We start from the raw sequence: 18,895 nt of genomic DNA, 5'->3' as shown, positions 1-18,895 counted from the left end.
CGAAATAGGGTTCTTCGCATGTCCTTGACGCTCCTTCCCGCCGTCGACGTCGCAGAAGGCCGGGCGGTCCGCCTGGTCCAGGGCGAGGCGGGCACCGAGACCTCCTACGGCGAGCCGCTGGAGGCGGCGCTGGCCTGGCAGCGGGCCGGGGCGGAGTGGATCCATCTGGTCGACCTGGACGCCGCGTTCGGGCGCGGCTCCAACCGCGAGCTGCTCGCCGAGGTGACCGGCCGGCTGGACGTGAAGGTGGAGCTGTCCGGCGGGATCCGCGACGACGCCTCGCTGGAGGCGGCGCTCGCCACCGGCTGCGCCCGCGTCAACATCGGCACCGCCGCGCTGGAGGACCCCGACTGGTGCCGTAAGATCATCGCCTCGTACGGCGACCGGATCGCGGTGGGCCTCGACGTGCGCGGCACCACGCTCGCCGCCCGCGGCTGGACGCGGGAGGGCGGCGACCTGTGGGAGGTCCTCGACCGGCTGGAGGACGACGGCTGCCCCCGCTACGTGGTCACCGACGTCACCAAGGACGGGACGCTGCGCGGCCCCAACACCGACCTGCTGCGGGAGGTCTGCTCCCGGACCGACAAGCCCGTCATCGCGTCCGGTGGCGTGTCGTCCCTGGACGACCTGCGCGCCCTCGCCGGGCTCGTTTCCGACGGCGTCGAGGGAGCGATCGTCGGCAAGGCGCTCTACGCGCGGGCGTTCACGCTCGAAGAGGCTCTGGAGGCCGTGAGGTGACCGTTGCCGTGCGGGTGATCCCGTGCCTGGACGTGGACGCCGGGCGCGTGGTCAAGGGCGTCAACTTCCAGAACCTTCGGGACGCCGGCGACCCCGTCGAGCTGGCCCGCCGCTACGACGCCGAGGGCGCCGACGAGCTGACGTTCCTGGACATCACCGCGTCCAGCGCCGACCGGTCCACGACGTTCGACGTCGTCCGCCGCACCGCCGAGCAGGTGTTCATCCCGCTCACGGTCGGCGGCGGCGTCCGCACCGTCGACGACATCGACCGGCTGCTGCGGGCGGGCGCCGACAAGGTGTCGGTCAACACCGCCGCGATCGCGCGCCCGGAGTTCCTGCGGGAGGCCGCGCACCGGTTCGGGTCGCAGTGCGTCGTCCTGTCGGTGGACGCGCGCCGCGCGGACGGGACCGGGTCGGGCTTCGAGGTGACCACGCACGGCGGCCGTCGCGGCACCGGCATCGACGCGGTCGAGTGGGCCCGGCGCGGCCAGGACCTCGGCGTCGGTGAGATCCTGCTGAACTCCATGGACGCCGACGGCACCAAGGCGGGCTTCGACCTGGAGATGCTGCGCCGCGTCCGGGACGCGGTGACCGTGCCGGTGATCGCCAGCGGCGGCGCCGGGGCGGTCGAGCACTTCGCGCCCGCCGTGGCCGCGGGCGCCGACGCGGTCCTCGCCGCCAGCGTCTTCCACTTCGGGGAGCTGACGATCGCCGAGGTGAAGGACGCGCTGCGCGCCGCGGGCGACCCCGTCCGCTGACGGGTCAGGCGTCCTCGTCGCCCGCAGCCGGGACGGTCACCTCCGCGGACCGTTCCACGATCGAGAGAACGATCGCGGACGGGTGGTCGGGGTCGTGGAAGACCTCCTGGTCCGCCGGGACCATCCGGGTCGCGGTGGCGAGCGGCTCGCCCGTCCCGGGGTTCACGGCGACCTTCGGGTACGCGCCGCTGGTCACATGGACGCGGACGCGGTGCCCGCGCGGGAACCGGTGCGCGGTGGGCCACAGGTCGACGGCGACACGGCGGACGCCGCCGGTCCCGACGGGCTTCTCCGCCGCGGCGGGCAGCCGCAGACCGCCCTCGCAGACGTTGCGGGACGTCCCGTCCGGGGCGACGTCGCAGAGCCGCACGACGAAGTCGGTGTGCTCCCGAGTCGAGCGGACGAACAGGTCGGCGCCGAGCGGGCCGATGACGTCCAGGTCGGCGGTGAGGGCGGGGGAGGTGAACACCAGCACGTCGGGGCGCCGCTCCAGCGGCCGGTTGTCGACCGGGCGGGAGCTGCCGAGCAGGGTCGGGCCGCCGAGCGCGGGCGTCGGGTCGGCCGGATCGAACCGGTACGCGCTCGGCGACCGCTCCTGCGGCCCGTCCTCGCCGAGCCCGCCGCCCGCGTGCAGGTGCCACCGGATCTGCCGGGACCCGGGCGGGGGCCAGTCGCGGTAGTGCCGCCACTCCCGCGCGCCCGTGACGTACAGGCGGACGGGGTCGCGGCGCAGCCCGGACGGGTCGCCCAGCAGGTGGGCGCGGAACCAGGCGAGCGACTCGCGGATCGTCACCAGGCCGTGCCGAGGGTCGGTGTGCCACCAGGGCCCGATGGTGAGGTACGGGACGTGCCCGGCGGCGCGCAACGCGAGGTAGTCCCTGAGCTGCCAGGGCAGGAACACGTCGTACCAGCCGCCGAGGAGCGTGACGGGCGCGCTGACGTCCCCGACCGTTCCGCTGAAGTCGCGGTCGTCCCAATACCCGTTCTCGCCGGTGTGGTTGGCGAGGAGGTCCTGGTAGAAGCGCATGGGCTCGCCGCCCGCCAGCACGTCCAGCTCGGCGAGGGGTCGCCCGGACCTGGCGGCGCGCACGGCACGTCGCCGCGACGTCAGCGGCGCGGTCACCATGCCGAGGGGCCGCCGCTGCCGGTGCGTCAGCCCGGTCCAGGTGAGGGTGGACTCCAGCGCGAACGACCCGCCCACGTACGCGGCGTCCCGGAACGAGGACGCGGTGATCTGCAACGACATGGCCTTCAGCTCGGGGCCGGCCTCCGCCGCGACCGCCCACGCCGTGTACCCGAGGTAGCTCGGGCCGAACACGGCGAAGGAGCCGTGGAACCAGGGCTGCCGCTTCAGCCATTCGACGGTGGCGAGCCCGTCGTCGCGTTCGTGCCCGAGGGGGTCGAAGTCGCCGCCGGAACCGGACGTCCCCCGCGTGCTCTGCGCGACCAGCTGGAAGCCGCACGGGACGAACAGCAGCCCGTTCGCCAGGGCCGCCGGACCGCGCCGCCCGTAGGGGGTCCGCACGAGGATCGTCGGCGGGCGCGTGACCCCGGCCGGGACGTACCGGTCGGCGAGCAGCGTCACCCCGTCCGGCATGGTCACCGGCAGGTCCCGCTCGACCGTGTAGCGGCCCAGGCCCCGGGGGAGGCCCCGGGGGAGACCCAGCCGGATCGGCGGCGTGGGAAGCCGGTCCCAGGGAGCCATGCGACCTCCGTCCACCATTTGCTACTACCTAGTAAGGTAACCGCTCGCGGGGCCTGCGAGCGACGGTCGTGAGGGGTCCCTGGCGGGGTGCGAGGTTCTCTGGGATTCTTGCGTTCGGCAGAGCCGGCTCCGTAAAGGGGAACACATGTGGCCCGGGACGAACCCGCCGATCGGACCACCGCCCCCGGGATCTGGCCCGGCGGGCCCGTTGTGGGCCGCTCCGCGCCCCGTCGTCACGCCGTCGGCGGGATGGTACGTCCTGGCGGTGATCCTGGTCCTCGTGGCCGCCGTCGGGTTCTTCGGCATGCTCGCCGTCCTGTGGGACGACTCGGAGGTCGCGGGCGGGCCGTCGGCCTCCGGTGACCCCGTGGCGGGGGTGCCGATCAGGATCACGCAGGGTTACGGATACTTCCTCTACGTCCGCACGGGCGGCTCGTCGCCGTTCTCCTGCTCGGTCAGGGTCGGGGACCGCTCCGGGCCCATCCCGCTGACCCGGAAGAACTCGTGGAGCGCCGCCCAGCGTCCGTCCTACCGGTACACGGCCTCGTTCGAGGCTCCCGCGTCCGGTGAGGCGGTGCTCACCTGCCGCGGCAGCGACGGTCCCATCCTGGTGACACCGGACGACACCGCCCACGGTTACCTCGGCTTCGCCGTCGTCGCGGCGCTGGGGCTCGGCGGCGCCGCGACCCTCGTGTTCGTGGTCACCGTCGTCCGGCGCGGCGCCGCCAAACGCAAGGTCGCCGCCGTCACCGCCGCGTACGACCACTGACCGGACCGTTCGGCATGACCCTTCGGCGCGGCCGGTCAGGACGTGAGTTCGCGTTCCAGCGGAGTGCGGAAGCGGGGAATGGCGCGGACGTCGCCGTACCAGGCGGCCATGCGCGCGGCCTCCCGCTCGATCGCGGCCTCGGCGTCGGCGCCGACGTCCTCCAGGACGCGGACGGCGATCTCCCCGTCCGCGCGCTGGGCCCAGCCGCCGACGACGCGGCCGTCCCACCAGACGGACGGGCCGATGTTGCCGTTCCGGTCGAACAGGAGCGGCCCGTGCTCGCCGAGGAACCAGCCGCGGTCCCGCCAGCCCATCGGCGTCGGGTCCAGTGCGGGCAGCAGCGCCGCCCACGGCTCCGGCGCGGGCACCGGGTCCAGGTCGTCGGACAGCGCGACGCCGGTGGCGCCGTCGAGGTCGACCTCGGTCACGTCGAGGAGCGCGAGGGCCTTGGAGACGTCACCGGCGTTCCAGCCCGTCCACCACTTCAGGTCGGAGACCGGGGCGGGACCGAACGCGCGCAGCCACCGGCGGACGAGGTCGGCGCGGGCCTCGGCCGGGGGCATCCGCTCGATCCCGCCGGGCAGCCACGCCTCGACCGGCGACCACCGGTACTGGCTGCTGGTCCACGACCCGTTCGGACGGCCGCGGACGATGAGGCCCTCGCAGCCGAGCGTGACCAGCACCCAGGTGGTGATGTTCGTGGGCCTGGAGTACGACTTGCCGGGCGCCGGGTCGACCTGTGTCCGCAGCAGCGGCACGTCCGCGGAGAGCTGCGCGCCCGTCGCCTCCCCACGCGCCAGCAGCGCCGCGTGCGTGGCCTTCTCGGCCTCCGCGAACAGGGCGGCCGCGTCGGCGATGTCGCTGCCCCGCTCGATGGTCCGGCCGTAGGTGGCGCGCTGCTTGGCGGCCAGCGCGTCCGCCGTGGACGACTGGAGCACCGGGAGCAGTTCGACGGGCGCGACGAACATCGTCCGGCGCATGGCGAGCATCCGCAGAAGGGTCCGGTCGTCGTACAGGGCCCGCTCCACCGCCTGGGGGACGGCGTCGACGCTGCGGGCCGCGACCGACAGGAACACGGTCGCGGGGTCGGTGGCGTGCAGCACCACCATGGACCGGGCGATGTCGACGACGTCGTCGGTCCTGGTCTGGGGGGACAACCGGTGGCGGACACCGAGCCGGGCGCGCCGCTCGGCGCCGCTCATCGAACGCATGAGCGAAAGTCTAGCCGCCGCCCCCGGCGGAGATCTTCACGACCACCTTGTCCTGCGTGACCGACTGCACCGAGACGTCGAAGCCCTCGGCCTGCTCGCCCTCGCCCATCGGCACGGTCACCGTCTGCCCGGCGACCTTGAGGGTGACCATCTGGCCCTCGACCTTCACCAGCTCGGCCTTGATGCCGAGGATGGAGGCGCTGGCGTCGACACCCCGGTCGAACGTCACCGTGCACGCGTTCACGCTGCAGTCGGTGGTGCTGTTGGTGCCCTCGCCGCTGCACGCGGCGACGGCGCCGAGCGGCAGCACGACGAACGGGAGGACGGCCAGCTTCCGTCTAACGGCGATGGAGGTCATGCCGGGGAGTCTAGAGGCACGCTCCCCGGCGCGGCGCCATCCGGAAGACGGATCTGACCGGGGCCGGATGTACTACCGCACGGTGACGCGACTGGCACTCGGGTCCGCGGCATGTTTCGCTGGATCGGTGACCAGTGACCCGGTGACCAGTGACGAAGCGGGGGAGTGGAGACCGATGGTCGGGCCGGTGGTGTGCGCGGCGCTGGGCCTGGAGGCCCGCGCGGTCCGGCGCGGCCTCGCCCGCACGCCCGTCGTGGTGGTCGGCTACCGCGCCCGCCGCGCCGACCGGTTGCCGGACGCCTGCGCCGCGCTCGTCGTCGTCGGCTTCGGTGGCGCGCTCGACGAACGGCTGCGGCCCGGGGACGTCCTGGTCGCCGACGAGATCCGCGGCACGGGACCGGGCTCGGTGCCGTGCGCCGCGCCGCGCCTGCTCGCCGAGGAGCTCATCCGGGACGGGCTGAGCGTCCAGGTCGGGCCGCTCGTGACCACGGACCACGTCGTCCGGGCCGCGGAACGGGCGAGATGGGCCGCGCGGGGGGCGCGGGTCGCCGACATGGAGTCCGCCGTGGTCGCCGCACACGCCGGGAAGCGCCCGGTCGCGGCCGTCCGCGTCGTCGTCGACGGCCCCGGGCATCCGCTGCTGCACCCGGGCGTGGTCGGTCGCGGCCTCGCCGCCCGCCGCGTCCTGGCCCGCACCGGGCCCGCCCTCGAACGGTGGGGCGTCCTGCTCGTCCGCGGCGAGGACGGGGAGACCGAGGCCCGCACGCCCTGACGGTCAGCCGTGGCCCGCGCCGTGGCCCGTCCCGTGGCTCGCGCCGCCGCCCGTCCCGTGGCCGTCCCCGTGGACGATCTCGCCGCCCAGGTCCTTGCGGAGCGTCTCCAGCGTCCGGTCGGTGCTCACCACGACCCAGCGGGCGCCGACGAGATACGTGCCGCCCCACGGCTTGGCCTCGTGCAACCAGGTGTTCATCCCCTTCTCGGACGTGAAGCTGAGCAGGACGTACCGTCCGCGGGCGTTCTTGCAGTTCCCCTGCTCCAGGTCCGCCACCTTCCGCTGACCGGTCGGCGAACACCCCGTCTGTTCCGCGAGCCGCTGCAGACTCGCGGGCTTGGCGACCTTGGCGTCGCCGGGTGAGGCGTCCGACTTCGTCGAGCAGCCCCCCGCCGACAGCGCCACGGCGACCGCGCACAGCAGGGCCGATCTCGTCAGGCCGGAAAGGTGTCGGGAACCCATCGCTCTTCCTCCGGGGTGGGATGCGCGTTTCGGGTGGTGAATACGCGCCCCGCCCCGGCGGGGGTTCATCGGGTCCTCAGGCCGCCAGCCTCGCCGCGGCGGCGGCGCGGACCCCCGGTTCCTCCGACGCGTCGTGGTGCAGGCGTTGCAGGCGGATCCGCGTCTCGGAGGTGACCGGCGCGAACTGCGCCGCCTCGCGCCTGACCCCCTCCTCGCAGTCCCACAGGCCCTCGACGGTGTAGGACTCGGCCGTGTGCGGGGCCGTTCTCGTCAGCGCGGTCAGGATGCGGGGTCTCAGGAAGGCGTACGTCGACTCGGTCCAAGCGGACTTCAGCAACGGGACGGCCTCACCGGCGCGCAGCCGCCCGAGCCCCTCGATCGGGCTGGCGGCGGCCCGCCACTCGCGCCTCCCGAGGGCGTCGCGCAACTGGTCCATGAGCAGCGGGACGTCCTGCCGGGTGCCGTAGCGCGCGAGGATGCTGAGCCCCATGTCCGCGCAGCCGCCCCGCTGCGCCGCCCACGCCCGCGCCCGCGGCAGGGCCTCTGGACCGTACTCCCGCAGCGCCCGGCACACCGCCCCGCCGTACCGGCTCGGCCCGGTGTCGTGACCGTCCCGGGGCAGCAGCTCCTCGGCCAGGTCGAGCAGCGCGAGCGTCCGCCTGCGTCCCAACTCGAATATCGCCGATATCGCGCCCTCGCCCCGCCGCCGGGCGAGGTCCAGCAGCTCGGCCTCGCTCTGCCGGTCCCGCCCCGGCGCCGTCGCCATCGCCCTGCGCGCCGCCCGTCCGGCCTCCCGCTGGCGCGCCAGGGCGTCGGCGATCCTCGGCTGCCGCGCCGCCCACGCCTCGATCACCGGGTTGTGGTGCGCCGGGATCAGCGACGCCAGATCCGACTCGTCGCACCGCGCGGCGACGAGATCGTCCAGCCCGAGCGTCAACGCCGGATCCTCAAGATCGATCAGTTCGACGACCGCGTCGAACCACTGCGCGCCCTCCTCGGCGTACCGCCGCAACGGCGCCGCAGCCTCCCGCCTGCTCAACCGAACCAGATCCGCCAACACGCCCAACGCCAGATCGACCCGCCACTCGTCGGCATCGGGATGGTCGGACGGATCGAACAGATGCGCCGCCACCGGTCCCGTCGGCATCTCAAGATCGACCATCAACCGGGCGTAGTACAACCGCCGAGACTCACACTGGTGATCCCACCGTGGGTCCCGCCGAATGCAGTCATAGACGTACTCGCCCGCACCGGGCCTGTCCGCCGCGCGCCGCGCGGCCCTCCCGAGCCCCCGCTGCAACTGACCGTGCAGCGTGCTCGCCGATTCCAAGACGACCTCGTTACTCACCCATGCAGAATGCGCACGAGACCAGATTCCGGGCAAGTGCTTTAGCGCTGATTTTCCCAGGGGGGCGACCCCCTGGAACCCCCGTCACGACGCAGGCGATCCTCCCGCCGCCCGTGCGGTCCGTCGTGCCTGTGACGGGTGTGTGTGGCGTCGCTGCGGTCGCCTGCGTCGGCGGTTCGTGCGACCTCCGGCGCTGGGCGCCTCCGGCCGCACGAACCGTGGGGTGGCTGGTGTTCGACCCGGGGGTGGCTGGGGTTCGGTCTGCGGACGTGGGGTTTGTCACTGGGGGCTAGAGGGACCTCTGGGCTCTCCAGGAGGCGTGGAGGTCGGCGTAGACGCCGGGTCGGGCGACCAGGTCGGCGTGGGGGCCTCGTTGGACGACACGTCCGGCGTCGAAGACGATGACCTCGTCGGCCGCCTCCGCGGTGGAGAGGCGGTGCGCGATGGAGATCGCGGTGCGGCCCCGCGTCACCCCGTCCAGGGCACGCTGGATGCGCACCTCCGTGGCCGGGTCGACGGCGGACGTCGCCTCGTCCAGGACGAGCAGGTCAGGGTCGGCGATGTAGGCGCGGGCCAGGGCGACGAGCTGGCGCTCGCCCGCCGAGAGCGACTCGCCCCGCTGGCCGACGGGGGTCTCCAGGCCGCCGGGCAGGCCGTCGAGCCAGTCGGCCAGGCCCAGTTCCGTCAGGGCGAGGACGAGATCGTCGTCGGACGCCTCCGGGTGGCCGTAGCGGATGTTGTCGGCGAGCGAGGCGTCGAACAGGAAACCGTCCTGCGGCACCATGACGATCCGCTCCCGCAGCGAGGAGAACCGGATCCGGTCGAGCGGCACGCCGTCCACCAGGACGCGGCCGGACACCGGATCCATGAGGCGGGTGAGGAGCTTGGCGAAGGTCGTCTTGCCCGAGCCGGTCTCGCCGACCACCGCGACGCGGCTGCGCGGCGCGATGTCCACGTTCACGTCGTGCAGGACGGGCGGCCCGCCCGGATAGGCGAACCCCACGGACTCGAACCGCACCTCGATCGGGCCGCGCGGCAGCGTCTCGCCGTCGTCGCCAGGGTCCGCCACGTCCGGGACGGTATCCAGAACACCGAGGACCCGCCGCCACCCGGCGATCGCGTTCTGCGCCTGGTTGAACACCTCCGTCGCGGCCTGCATCGGGCTGACGAACAGCGTGACGAGGAACAGGAACGCGATGAGCTCACCGGCCGTCACGTGGCCGTCCACGCCGAGCAGGATCCCGGCGATGACGACGGCGGCGGTGGCGACGGCCGCGACCAGCTCGCTGACCGGGAACGTCAGCGCCACCATGGCCTGCGCGCGGGTCTGGGAGTCGCGGTGGGCGTCCACGGCCTCGTCCACGCGCCGCCCGGTCCGCTCCTCCGACCCGTACGCGCGGATCACGGAGGCGCCGACGACGGACTCGCTGACCGCGGCCAGCAGGTCGCCCATCTTCTCCCGCACCCCCATGTAGGCGGCCGACAGGATCCGCTGGAAGTGCCGCAGCGCCCACGCCAGCGGCAGGAACGCCGCCCACACCAGGAGGGCCAGCTGCCACGAGTAGACGACCATCAGCACGCTCGCGACGATCAGCTGCCCGATCGACACGATGAACATCAGCCCGCCGGACTGCATGAACTGGCTGATCTGGTCGACGTCCCCGGTCACCCGCGACACGAGCGCCCCGCGCCGCTCCCCGCTCTGGGTGAGCATCGACAGGTCGTGCACGTGCCGGAACGCCTTGGTCCGCAGCGCCGCCAGGCCGCCCTCGGACGTCCTGTACAGCCGGACGTTCATCAGGTACGCGCACACGGCCGTGACCAGCACGGCCACCGCGCACAGCGCCACCGCCGACCGGATGAAGCCGATGTCGGGGCCGCCCGGGCCGCCGAGGCCCTTGTCGATGGTCTGCTGGACGGCGATGGGCACCACCACGCGCCCCGCCGTCGAGATCAGCGCGAGCACCAGCGTCCCGGCCAGCCCGGCGCGGAACTCGGGGCTCAGCATGATGCCGCGCCTCAGCGTGGTGAAGGCCCCCTCGGACAGCGCGGTGTCGCTGAGTCCCGGTCCACTCGTCACGGTCATGCCAGGGCCTCCTCGCCGCCTTCGACGGTCTCCCGTTCCGTTTCCGCTCGCTCGTAGGCGTTGACGAGGTTGCGGTAACCCTCCGAACGTTCCAGCAGGTCGGCGTGGGCGCCGCGGTCCAGGACGCGCCCGTGCTCCAGGTAGACGACCTCGTCGGCCAGCGCGATCGTCGCCTTGCGGTAGGCGACGACCACGACGGTCGCGCCGCCCGCCTCGCCCGACTGCGCCTCCCGGATGCTCCGCAGGATGCGCGCCTCGACCTGTGGGTCGACGGCGGACGTCGCGTCGTCCAGCACGAGGAGCCGCGGCCGCCGCACCAGGGCCCGCGCGAGCGCGAGCCGCTGCCGCTGCCCGCCCGACAGCGTCGCGCCGCGCTCCCCGACCCGCGTGTCGAGCCCGTCGCCGAGCGCCGCGACGAACCCGTCGGCCTGCGCGAGGCGGAGCGCCTCCCAGACCCGCTCGTCCGGGACGTCCAGGCCGAGGGTCACGTTGCCGCGGACGGTGTCGTCGAACAGGAACGTCTGCTGCGGGACGAGCGCGGCGGTCTCCGCGACCCCGCCGCGACGCACGTCCCGCAGGTCGACGCCGTCCAGGAGCACCGCTCCGCGGGCCGGGTCGACCAGACGGACGAGCAGCGAGGTGAGCGTCGACTTGCCGGAGCCCGTCGGTCCGACCACCGCGATCGTCCGGCCGGGGGACGCGGCGAACGTCGCGTCGTGCAGGACGTCCCGTCCCGCCGCGTCGTCGTCCATGGACTCGTACGCGAACCGAACCTCCCGGACCTCCAGCGGCGTCGCCCTGCCCTTCCCGTCCAGGGAGCCGTCCCCGAACGGGAGGGAGCCGGTCGCGTCCAGGACGCCCCGGACCCGTTCCCAGCCGACGACGCTGCGGGGCACCTCGCCGAGCACCCAGCCCAGCGCCCGGACCGGCCACGACAGCAGCGTGAACAGGTACGCGACGTTCACCAGGTCGCCGGGTGACATCGCCCCCGACTCCAACCGCAGCGACCCGATCAGCAGGACGGCGAGGACCCCCAGGTTCGGCAGCGCCTCCAGCACCGGGTCGAACAGCCCGCGGATCCGGCCGACCGCGACGTTGGCGTCCCGCAGCGCCTCCGCCCGCTCGGTGAACCGCTCCGTCTCGGACTCCTCCCGGCCGAGGGTCTTGACGACGAGGCCGCCCTCGAAGCTCTCGTGCGCGACCTCGCTGACCTCGGCGCGCAACTGCTGCGCCCGGGTCGCCACCGGCGCCAGCCGCCGCTGGTAGACGACGTTGATCAGCGCGATCGCGGGGAACACCAGGAACCCGACCCCCGCCACGACCAGGTCGGTGACCATGATCGACACCGCCGCGATCAGCAGCATGAACAGCACGCCGACCGCCATCGGCAGCGGCGCGATCGGCGCCCACACCGCCTCCACGTCCGCGTTGGCGTTCGACAGCAACTGTCCGGTCGGATGCCGGTGATGCCACGCCAGCGGCAGCCGCAGGTACTGCCGGGTCACCGCCCGCCGGTACTCGGCCTGGAGCCGGTACTGCATGAGGCCCGCGTAGAACCGGCGCGCCGCGACGCCGATCGCCTTCAGCAGCGCCACCCCGACGATCGCGACGGCGACCCCCGCCAGCGCTCCGGCGGTCGTGTCCCCGGACTCGAACGCCGGCAGCACGACCTCCTCGGTCGCCCAGCCGAGCACCTGAGCGGTCGCCACGGTCATCGCCGCGTACAGCGCGCTGCCGAGGACGGAGAGGGTGAAGATCCGGGGCTCGGCCTTCACGGCCACCCACAGCACCCCCATCCCCTCCCGGAGGACATGCGGGCTGACCCGTCTCTGACCAGGTGGCACGGCGAACTCCTCATCACGGCGAGCGCCCGGGGAATTGCCCCCTGTGACCGGGTTTGGGGGTATGCGGGCTCGGATAGTGCCTACCATCCGGCCCCCACCCTTTATTCCCGGACCTACCGCCACGTCCTACGATCGGGGCGATGAGTGACATCGAGGACGGCCCCGTCCGCCGGGAGAGACGGCTGCTCGCGGACGCCCTGGCGGAGGCCGGGCCCGACGCCGCGACCCTGTGCTCCGGCTGGACCGCCCGCGACCTGGCCGCGCACCTGATCGTCCGGGAGGGACGCCCCGACGCCGCCCCGGGAATACTTCTGCGCCCCCTGGCCTTCTACACCGAGCGCGTGCGGCGCCGGACGGCACGGGGTGTACCGTTCGACCGTCTGGTGGAACGGTTTCGGCAGGGACCGCCCAAGTTCTCGCCGTACGCGCTTCCCGGCGTGGACAAAAACGCCAACGGCGTGGAGTTCTTTGTTCACCATGAGGACGTCCGGCGCGCCCGCCCCGACTGGGAGCCGCGGGAGATCTCCCCGGAACTAGAGGAACTGCTCTGGCGACGGATAAAAATTGCCCGCTTTGTCCTAAGAAAAGTTCACGTTCGAGTAACGCTCGTACAACCGGACGGCCGCGGCCTCCGCGTGTCCGGACGCGGCCGCGAGGCCGTCCGCGTCCACGGTCCCGTCGGCGAACTCGTCCTCTGGGCCCTGGGGCGCCGCGACGTCGCGGACGTTCGCCTCATCGGGGCCACGAACGCTGTCAAGACCCTGACCGAGACCGGTTGGAGTCTTTAACGGCCAGGTAACGGCGCGGTTCGCGGAGAGGAGAATCGGAAGCCATGCGGCTCCTCCGCTTTACGCGGAAGCGGTGATACGGTGGGGCGGTCGGTTGCAGTCGTGGTTCTCGATCGTTCAGACGCCCGCGGACTGATGGCAGCGGGCGTTTTGGCTTTTCCGGGACCGTACCGGGGGCGAGGGCGTTCCGCAGCGACCGCGCGGGCCCGCGAGGTGTGGGCCCAGGTTTTGCCGCAAGGAGAAAGACATGCCCCAGCAGGGCACCGTGAAGTGGTTCAACGCCGAGAAGGGCTTCGGGTTCATCGCCGTCGACGGCGGCGGGCCGGACGTCTTCGTCCACTACTCGGCTATCCAGAGCTCCGGATACCGCACCCTGGACGAGAACCAGCGCGTTCAGTTCGAGGTGACGCAGGGTAACCGGGGTCCGCAGGCCGACCAGGTCGTCCCCCTGTAACGCCCGTAGTCGTACGTCTGGGCCCGTTCCCCCACCGGGATGCGGGCCCTTTCGTGTTTATTGCGTTTCACTCCTCCTTCGGGCGCGGGGCGCCCTCCATCGTCGTGAAACGCGGTGCGATCGCTGCATCGCTTCGGCTCGCCTGGCGGCTCGCTGCGCGATCAGGTTCTCGCTTCGCTTGAACCTGCCTTCGGACGCGATCGCAGACCCTCAGGTTGTCGCGGTATTGCTGTAGGGCTGGGGTTGGTGGGCACGGCGGGTGCTGGCTCGCGTATTCGTTGCGGTGCACTCCTCCTTGGGGCGCTGCGCGCCCTCCATCGTCCTCAGCTGCGGTGCGATCGCTGCATGGCTTCGGCTCGCCTTAAGGGCTTGGGGGCGTGCGGTGTGGTGGTCGGTGGGGGAGGGGGCTGCAATAAACTTCACACATGTCCGTTCGAGCGTCCGGTTTGGACCCCAAGATCGCTGATCGGTTGAAGCGCGACCCCAACGGGCTCGTGCCGGCCATCGCCCAGCAGTACGACACCGGTGAGGTGTTGATGCTCGGGTGGATGGACGATGAGGCGTTGCACCGTACTCTGACCAGCGGCCGCTGCACCTACTGGTCTCGCAGCCGGCAGGAGTACTGGGTGAAGGGGGAGACCTCCGGGCATCAGCAGTGGGTCAAGTCGGTCGCGCTTGATTGTGATGCCGACGCGATTCTCGTGAAGGTCGATCAGGTCGGTGCGGCCTGTCACACCGGGGATCGCACTTGCTGGGACGCCGACGTGCTTCCCGCCGTGGTCGGGGAACGGCCGGAACCGGAATGACACCCGGGCGTGAACGCGGCCTGACGGCGTTGCTGTGCGCTGTCGGGGCCGGTCTCGCCCTGCTCGCCGCGGGTCGTACCTGGGCCACCGTCCGGGCCGAGGACGCCATCACCCCGCTCAGCCGGACCCTGACCGGTGGGGATCTCGGCGGCGCCCCGAGTGCGCTCGGCTGGGCCGGGCTTGCGGGGCTTGCCGCTCTGTTCGCCACCAGAGGGCGGGTACGTGTTGGTGTCGGGGTGCTCCTTGGGTTGTTCGGGGCTGGTATCGCCTACGCCTCGGTTGTCGCGGTTCGGCGGTCTGCCGTGTTGTCCGCTGCAGGTGATCAGACTGGGCTGTTGAGATTGGGTGCTCAGCCTGATGTCGACGTCAGCCTCTGGTGGACGGTCTCCCTCGCCGGAGGGGTGCTGTTGATCGTCGCCGGGGCTCTCACGGTGGCGCGGGGGGCGCGTTGGCCCGGTATGTCCGCGCGTTACGAGCGTTCGGCGCCGCGTGCGGTCGTTGATGACGATCCGTCCGCCATGTGGAAGTCTCTTGATCGGGGTGAGGACCCGACCGCTCAGCGGAACGGGCGGGCATGAGCGGCGACGGGGTCGTTCTCGTCGTCGAGCATGACCCTGCGGTCGCCGAGATGCAGCGCCGCTACCTGGCTCGTGAGGGCTTCGACGTGGAGATCGAGACCGATCCCGCGCGGGCCCCTGGCGCCGCCGCGCGTGGACGTCCCGATGTCGTCGTGCTCGATCTGTCGGTTGCCGCGCTGCCCGCCGATCTGTATCGCCGCGTCGCCGACGCGGCGTACCCCGCGCCCGTCGTCGCCGTCACGGGTTCGCTGGAGCCCGGTGACGCCTTCGGTGATCACCGGGTTGGTCGGCCGTTCAGTCCGCGTGTTCTCGCGCGTGCTGTCGCCGACGCGCTTCGTGGCGCTGTTCCCGCCGCGGCACCCGGGGTGCTCCGGGCCGGGGAGATCGCTCTCGATCCCGCTGGTCGCACCGCGGTCGTGGGTGATCGACGTGCCGCCCTTACGGTCACCGAGTTCGACCTTCTGGAGTTTCTCATGGCCAACCCCGGTCGGGTGTTCAGCCGCGAGCAGCTTCTCGAGGCGGCGTGGGGGCCGGGCGCCGGGGCGGGAAGCCGTACCGTGGACGTTCATGTGGCGCAGCTTCGCGCCAAGCTCGGCGCGGGGAACCCCATCAGGACCGTTCGGGGCGTTGGTTACGTCCTGGACCGGTGAACCCCTCGCCTACGCTGAGAACGTGACTCGCGTGTCATACCGATCTCCGGGGCGGACGCTGCTGCCGCAAGGGCTTGTGCTCGGTGGGGTCGCTGCGGGGGCCTTGCTCGTGGCGTTTCGGGATCCGAACGAGGCGGGGCACTATCCGAGCTGCCCGTTCCTGGCCATCACCGGGTATTACTGCCCGGGATGCGGGATGATGCGGCTCGTCCACGCGCTCACGCACGGGGACGTCGGGACGGCGTTCGGCTTCAACCCGTTGGTGTTCCTGCTGTTGCCCGTGCTCGGTTACCTGTTCGTGCGGTGGACCGTGTCGAGCGCGCGGGGGCTGCCGATGCGGAGCGCGATCTTGAGGCCGGCGGTGGCGTACTCGTTCGTGGGGGTCGTCGCCGTGTTCTGGGTCGTCCGCAACCTGCCGTTCGCCGAGGCGTTGGCGCCCTGAGACGTCCCGGATGCGGGGGACGTCCGAGGGGGCGGCTACGATCGGTGGACGGAACGACCTGAAATAGGGGGCCTGCGACATTGAGCGTTCTGGACGAGATCGTTGAGGGCGTCCGGGCCGATCTCGCCGAAAGGCAGCGCGAGGTCCCGCTCGAAGCTCTGAAGGAGAAGGCGGCGGACGCCCCGGCCCCCCGGGACGCCCTCGCCGCGCTGCGCGGCCCGGGGGTCACGGTGATCGCCGAGGTCAAGCGCAGCAGCCCGTCCAAGGGCGCGCTCGCCGCCATCGCCGACCCCGCCGCACTCGCCCGTGACTACGAGGCCGGCGGCGCGAAGGTGATCAGCGTGCTGACCGAGCGGCGGCGGTTCGGCGGCAGCCTGGACGACCTCGCCGAGGTCCGCGCGAACGTCGGGGTCTGCGTCCTGCGCAAGGACTTCATCGTCACCTCGTACCAGCTGTGGGAGGCGCGGGCCCACGGCGCCGACATGGCCCTGCTGATCGTCGCCGCGCTGGAGCAGGACGCGCTGGTGTCGCTGGTCGAGCGGGCCGAGTCGATCGGGCTGGTCCCGCTCGTGGAGGCGCACACCGAGGAGGAGGCGGAACGGGCCGTTGACGCGGGCGCCAAGGTCATCGGGGTCAACGCTCGTGACCTGAAGACCCTTCAGGTCGACCGGGGCGTGTTCGCGCGGGTCGCGCCGCACCTCCCCAAGGACGTCGTGAAGATCGCCGAATCGGGTGTGCGGGGCCCGCACGACCTGCTCGCCTACGCCTCCAGCGGCGCCGACGCGGTGCTGGTCGGGGAGAGCCTGGTGATCGGCAAGGATCCGCGCGCCGCGGTCGCCGACCTCGTCGCCGCCGGAGCCCACCCCGCTCTGCGTCAGAGCGGCTGAGCCACCGGATAGGGTACGGGCATGCAGGTCGAGCCGCTCCGGGAGCGATGGCGGGGCTTTCACTGAACCCAGCGAACAAGCCCCCTACTCGTATGACAGGACGCGTTACTCATGACCACCGATACCGCCGTGCCCGACGCCACGGGCCACTTCGGACCGTTCGGCGGCCGGTTCGCCCCCGAGGCGCTGATGGCGGCGCTGGACGAACTGACCCGCGAGTTCGAGACCGCCAAGCGTGACCCGGCCTTCACCGCCGAACTGGAGGACCTCCTCGCCGGCTACGCGGGCCGTCCCAGTCTCCTGACCGAGGCGAAACGGTTCTCCGCGCACGCGGGCGCCCGCGTGCTCCTCAAACGCGAGGACCTCAACCACACCGGCTCACACAAGATCAACAATGTGCTGGGCCAGGCGCTGCTCACCCGGCGCATGGGCAAGACCCGCGTGATCGCCGAGACGGGCGCCGGGCAGCACGGCGTCGCCACCGCCACGGCCGCGGCGCTGCTCGGCCTTGAGTGCACCGTCTACATGGGCGAGGTCGACACCGAGCGGCAGGCCCTCAACGTCGCCCGGATGCGGATGCTCGGCGCCGAGGTCGTCCCCGTGACGACCGGCAGCCGCACCCTCAAGGACGCCTGCAACGAGGCGTTCCGCGACTGGGTCGCCAGCGTCGAGAACACCCACTACTGCATCGGCTCCGTCATGGGCCCGCACCCGTTCCCGATGATGGTCCGCGACTTCCAGCGGATCATCGGCGTGGAAGCGCGGCGGCAGTGCCTGGAGCTGACCGGTGCCCTGCCCGACGCCGTCGTCGCCTGCGTCGGCGGCGGCTCCAACGCGATCGGCGCGTTCCACGCCTTCATCCCCGACGAGTCCGTCCGGCTGTACGGGTTCGAGGCGGGCGGCGACGGGGTCGCGACCGGCAGGCACGCCGCGACGCTCGTCGGCGGCTCCCTCGGCGTCATCCACGGCATGCGCACCTACCTGCTCCAGGACGACGACGGCCAGACCGTGGAGACCCACTCGATCTCCGCCGGGCTCGACTATCCCGGCGTCGGCCCCGAGCATTCGTGGCTGCGCGACTCCGGCCGCGCCGACTACCGCGAGATCACCGACGCCGAGGCGATGGAGGCGTTCGCGCTGCTGTGCCGCACCGAGGGCGTCATCCCGGCCATCGAGTCCGCGCACGCGCTCGCGGGCGCGCTCAAGATCGGCCCCGAGCTGGGCGCGGAACTGGGCCGGGACGCCGTGATCGTGCTGTGCCTGTCCGGCCGCGGCGACAAGGACATGCACACGGCCGCCGGCTTCTTCGGCCTCGTCCCCGAGGGGGAGGGCCAGTGAGCGTCCGGACCGCCTACGACAAGGCCGCGTCGGAGGGCCGCGCCGCGCTCGTCGGCTACCTGCCCGCCGGGTTCCCCACCGTCGACGGCGCCATCGAGGCGGCGCGGACGATGGTCGACGCCGGGTGCGACGCCATCGAGATCGGCCTGCCCTACACCGACCCGATGATGGACGGCCCCACCATCCAGGACGCCGTGCACCAGGCGCTCGTCGGCGGCGTCCGCGTCGCCGACGTGTTCCGGACGGTCGAGGCCGTCGCCGCCACCGGCGTCCCGACCCTCGTCATGACGTACTGGAACCCCGTCGACCACTACGGCGTCGACCGGTTCGCCCGCGACCTGGCGTCGGCCGGCGGGACCGGGCTCATCACCCCGGACCTCACCCCGGAGGAGGGCGCCGGCTGGCTGGAGGCGTCCGACGCGCACGCCCTGGACCGGGTGTTCCTCGTCGCGCTCAGCTCCACCGACGAGCGCATCGAGAAGATCACCGAGGCGTCCCGCGGGTTCGTGTACGCGGCGTCGCTGATGGGCGTCACCGGCGCCCGCTCCGCCGTCGACACCGGCGCGCCCCGGCTCGTCGAACGGACCCGCGCCGTCATCGACAAGCACGGCACCGCCCTTCCGGTCGGCCTCGGGCTCGGCGTCGGCAACGGCGCACAGGCCGCGGAGGTCGCCGGATTCGCCGACGGCGTGATCGTCGGTTCGGCGTTCGTCCGCCGCCTGCTCGACGCGCCCGACCCGCCGTCCGGGCTGGCCGGGATCCGCGCGCTCACCGAGGAACTGGCCGCGGGCGTCCGCGCGGGCCGGCGCTGACGTTCGACCCGGCCCGCCCCGCGGGCCGGGTCCCCGGGACCTTTTGGTAACTCCGGACGGTGCCTCCGAGTCGTGCTTGTGCTTCCGCC

General features: G+C 72.5%; 20 protein-coding genes. 13 read left to right on the top strand and 7 right to left on the bottom strand.

The window, feature by feature from the left end:
- Nucleotides 1-18 precede the first annotated feature (18 nt).
- Both priA and hisF read left to right on the top strand, forming a co-directional pair.
- Entirely contained in the window at nucleotides 19-738 is a 720-nt protein-coding gene (priA, locus tag D0T12_RS09500; protein ID WP_117399142.1) for a bifunctional 1-(5-phosphoribosyl)-5-((5-phosphoribosylamino)methylideneamino)imidazole-4-carboxamide isomerase/phosphoribosylanthranilate isomerase PriA, read from the top strand.
- Complete coding sequence (hisF, locus tag D0T12_RS09495; protein ID WP_117399141.1) at nucleotides 735-1,496, top strand: imidazole glycerol phosphate synthase subunit HisF; 762 nt, start codon at nucleotides 735-737, stop codon at nucleotides 1,494-1,496. Before priA ends, hisF begins: the two co-directional genes overlap by 4 nt.
- A 4-nt stretch (nucleotides 1,497-1,500) precedes the next feature.
- On the opposite strand, the gene D0T12_RS09490 is transcribed toward hisF, so the two are convergent.
- A complete protein-coding gene (locus tag D0T12_RS09490; RefSeq protein ID WP_117399140.1) occupies nucleotides 1,501-3,201 on the bottom strand; it encodes a CocE/NonD family hydrolase in 1,701 nt (566 codons plus the stop codon).
- A gap of 145 nt (nucleotides 3,202-3,346) precedes the next feature.
- On the opposite strand from D0T12_RS09490, the gene D0T12_RS09485 reads away from it, so the two are divergent.
- Nucleotides 3,347-3,970 carry a hypothetical protein gene (locus D0T12_RS09485; protein WP_147339464.1) on the top strand — a complete coding sequence of 208 codons (624 nt, stop codon included), beginning with the start codon at nucleotides 3,347-3,349 and terminating at the stop codon, nucleotides 3,968-3,970.
- A gap of 35 nt (nucleotides 3,971-4,005) precedes the next feature.
- Here D0T12_RS09485 and D0T12_RS09480 read toward each other — a convergent pair whose 3' ends face one another.
- Both D0T12_RS09480 and D0T12_RS09475 read right to left on the bottom strand, forming a co-directional pair.
- Nucleotides 4,006-5,181 (bottom strand): winged helix DNA-binding domain-containing protein, encoded by a 1,176-nt coding sequence (locus D0T12_RS09480; protein ID WP_117399138.1) that lies wholly within the window; start codon nucleotides 5,179-5,181, stop codon nucleotides 4,006-4,008.
- A 10-nt stretch (nucleotides 5,182-5,191) separates the two neighbouring features.
- Entirely contained in the window at nucleotides 5,192-5,539 is a 348-nt protein-coding gene (locus tag D0T12_RS09475) for a hypothetical protein (RefSeq protein ID WP_117399137.1), read from the bottom strand.
- 142 nt (nucleotides 5,540-5,681) lie between these two features.
- Between D0T12_RS09475 and D0T12_RS09470 the strand changes: the two genes are divergently transcribed.
- Nucleotides 5,682-6,311, top strand: a complete 630-nt coding sequence (locus D0T12_RS09470) for a phosphorylase family protein (protein ID WP_199487390.1) — start codon at nucleotides 5,682-5,684, stop codon at nucleotides 6,309-6,311.
- 3 nt (nucleotides 6,312-6,314) lie between these two features.
- Here D0T12_RS09470 and D0T12_RS09465 read toward each other — a convergent pair whose 3' ends face one another.
- From D0T12_RS09465 to D0T12_RS09450, 4 genes are all read right to left on the bottom strand, one after another.
- Nucleotides 6,315-6,773 (bottom strand): hypothetical protein, encoded by a 459-nt coding sequence (locus tag D0T12_RS09465; protein ID WP_117399135.1) that lies wholly within the window; start codon nucleotides 6,771-6,773, stop codon nucleotides 6,315-6,317.
- Between the two features lie 76 nt (nucleotides 6,774-6,849).
- Complete coding sequence (locus D0T12_RS09460; RefSeq protein WP_233525939.1) at nucleotides 6,850-7,935, bottom strand: hypothetical protein; 1,086 nt, start codon at nucleotides 7,933-7,935, stop codon at nucleotides 6,850-6,852.
- 475 nt (nucleotides 7,936-8,410) lie between these two features.
- A complete protein-coding gene (locus tag D0T12_RS09455) occupies nucleotides 8,411-10,207 on the bottom strand; it encodes an ABC transporter ATP-binding protein (protein ID WP_117399133.1) in 1,797 nt (598 codons plus the stop codon).
- A complete protein-coding gene (locus tag D0T12_RS09450; protein ID WP_233526000.1) occupies nucleotides 10,204-12,003 on the bottom strand; it encodes an ABC transporter ATP-binding protein in 1,800 nt (599 codons plus the stop codon). The genes D0T12_RS09455 and D0T12_RS09450 overlap by 4 nt, the downstream gene beginning before the upstream one ends.
- Before the next feature lie 188 nt (nucleotides 12,004-12,191).
- Here D0T12_RS09450 and D0T12_RS09445 point away from each other — a divergent pair, with 188 nt between their 5' ends.
- The 9 genes from D0T12_RS09445 to trpA all read left to right on the top strand — a co-directional run bounded on the left by D0T12_RS09445 (nucleotide 12,192) and on the right by trpA (nucleotide 18,806).
- Nucleotides 12,192-12,839: a TIGR03085 family metal-binding protein gene (locus D0T12_RS09445; protein WP_117399131.1), complete on the top strand. Its 648-nt coding sequence runs from the start codon at nucleotides 12,192-12,194 to the stop codon at nucleotides 12,837-12,839.
- A gap of 247 nt (nucleotides 12,840-13,086) precedes the next feature.
- Nucleotides 13,087-13,293 carry a cold-shock protein gene (locus D0T12_RS09440; RefSeq protein ID WP_018657218.1) on the top strand — a complete coding sequence of 69 codons (207 nt, stop codon included), beginning with the start codon at nucleotides 13,087-13,089 and terminating at the stop codon, nucleotides 13,291-13,293.
- Nucleotides 13,294-13,718: 425 nt separating this feature from the next.
- Nucleotides 13,719-14,099 (top strand): phosphoribosyl-AMP cyclohydrolase, encoded by a 381-nt coding sequence (gene hisI, locus D0T12_RS09435; protein WP_117399130.1) that lies wholly within the window; start codon nucleotides 13,719-13,721, stop codon nucleotides 14,097-14,099.
- Nucleotides 14,096-14,677: a Trp biosynthesis-associated membrane protein gene (locus D0T12_RS09430; protein WP_117399129.1), complete on the top strand. Its 582-nt coding sequence runs from the start codon at nucleotides 14,096-14,098 to the stop codon at nucleotides 14,675-14,677. The genes hisI and D0T12_RS09430 overlap by 4 nt, the downstream gene beginning before the upstream one ends.
- Nucleotides 14,674-15,327 (top strand): response regulator transcription factor, encoded by a 654-nt coding sequence (locus tag D0T12_RS09425; protein ID WP_117399128.1) that lies wholly within the window; start codon nucleotides 14,674-14,676, stop codon nucleotides 15,325-15,327. Before D0T12_RS09430 ends, D0T12_RS09425 begins: the two co-directional genes overlap by 4 nt.
- Before the next feature lie 109 nt (nucleotides 15,328-15,436).
- Nucleotides 15,437-15,769 carry a DUF2752 domain-containing protein gene (locus D0T12_RS36430; protein WP_233525938.1) on the top strand — a complete coding sequence of 111 codons (333 nt, stop codon included), beginning with the start codon at nucleotides 15,437-15,439 and terminating at the stop codon, nucleotides 15,767-15,769.
- 80 nt (nucleotides 15,770-15,849) lie between these two features.
- Entirely contained in the window at nucleotides 15,850-16,656 is an 807-nt protein-coding gene (gene trpC / locus D0T12_RS09415; RefSeq protein ID WP_117399126.1) for an indole-3-glycerol phosphate synthase TrpC, read from the top strand.
- Nucleotides 16,657-16,767: 111 nt separating this feature from the next.
- Nucleotides 16,768-17,994: a tryptophan synthase subunit beta gene (trpB, locus tag D0T12_RS09410; protein ID WP_117399125.1), complete on the top strand. Its 1,227-nt coding sequence runs from the start codon at nucleotides 16,768-16,770 to the stop codon at nucleotides 17,992-17,994.
- Nucleotides 17,991-18,806 carry a tryptophan synthase subunit alpha gene (trpA, locus tag D0T12_RS09405; RefSeq protein ID WP_117399124.1) on the top strand — a complete coding sequence of 272 codons (816 nt, stop codon included), beginning with the start codon at nucleotides 17,991-17,993 and terminating at the stop codon, nucleotides 18,804-18,806. Before trpB ends, trpA begins: the two co-directional genes overlap by 4 nt.
- The last annotated feature ends 89 nt before the right edge of the window (nucleotides 18,807-18,895 follow it).

It is taken from the genome of Actinomadura spongiicola (assembly GCF_003432485.1).
GTDB classification, from domain to species: domain Bacteria; phylum Actinomycetota; class Actinomycetes; order Streptosporangiales; family Streptosporangiaceae; genus Spirillospora; species Spirillospora spongiicola.
This window is presented reverse-complemented; position numbering and strand designations above follow the sequence as displayed.

What these genes read in the sequence shown, in the direction of transcription:
- priA (WP_117399142.1), top strand. Translation starts at nt 19, where the DNA reads ATGTCCTTGACGCTCCTTCCCGCCGTCGACGTCGCAGAAGGCCGGGCG.
- D0T12_RS09490 (WP_117399140.1), bottom strand. Translation starts at nt 3,201, where the DNA reads ATGGCTCCCTGGGACCGGCTTCCCACGCCGCCGATCCGGCTGGGTCTC.
- D0T12_RS09485 (WP_147339464.1), top strand. Translation starts at nt 3,347, where the DNA reads ATGTGGCCCGGGACGAACCCGCCGATCGGACCACCGCCCCCGGGATCT.
- D0T12_RS09480 (WP_117399138.1), bottom strand. Translation starts at nt 5,181, where the DNA reads ATGCGTTCGATGAGCGGCGCCGAGCGGCGCGCCCGGCTCGGTGTCCGC.
- D0T12_RS09475 (WP_117399137.1), bottom strand. Translation starts at nt 5,539, where the DNA reads ATGACCTCCATCGCCGTTAGACGGAAGCTGGCCGTCCTCCCGTTCGTC.
- D0T12_RS09465 (WP_117399135.1), bottom strand. Translation starts at nt 6,773, where the DNA reads ATGGGTTCCCGACACCTTTCCGGCCTGACGAGATCGGCCCTGCTGTGC.
- D0T12_RS09460 (WP_233525939.1), bottom strand. Translation starts at nt 7,935, where the DNA reads ATGGTCGATCTTGAGATGCCGACGGGACCGGTGGCGGCGCATCTGTTC.
- D0T12_RS09455 (WP_117399133.1), bottom strand. Translation starts at nt 10,207, where the DNA reads ATGACCGTGACGAGTGGACCGGGACTCAGCGACACCGCGCTGTCCGAG.
- D0T12_RS09450 (WP_233526000.1), bottom strand. Translation starts at nt 12,003, where the DNA reads ATGGGGGTGCTGTGGGTGGCCGTGAAGGCCGAGCCCCGGATCTTCACC.
- D0T12_RS09445 (WP_117399131.1), top strand. Translation starts at nt 12,192, where the DNA reads ATGAGTGACATCGAGGACGGCCCCGTCCGCCGGGAGAGACGGCTGCTC.
- D0T12_RS09440 (WP_018657218.1), top strand. Translation starts at nt 13,087, where the DNA reads ATGCCCCAGCAGGGCACCGTGAAGTGGTTCAACGCCGAGAAGGGCTTC.
- hisI (WP_117399130.1), top strand. Translation starts at nt 13,719, where the DNA reads ATGTCCGTTCGAGCGTCCGGTTTGGACCCCAAGATCGCTGATCGGTTG.
- D0T12_RS09430 (WP_117399129.1), top strand. Translation starts at nt 14,096, where the DNA reads ATGACACCCGGGCGTGAACGCGGCCTGACGGCGTTGCTGTGCGCTGTC.
- D0T12_RS09425 (WP_117399128.1), top strand. Translation starts at nt 14,674, where the DNA reads ATGAGCGGCGACGGGGTCGTTCTCGTCGTCGAGCATGACCCTGCGGTC.
- trpB (WP_117399125.1), top strand. Translation starts at nt 16,768, where the DNA reads ATGACCACCGATACCGCCGTGCCCGACGCCACGGGCCACTTCGGACCG.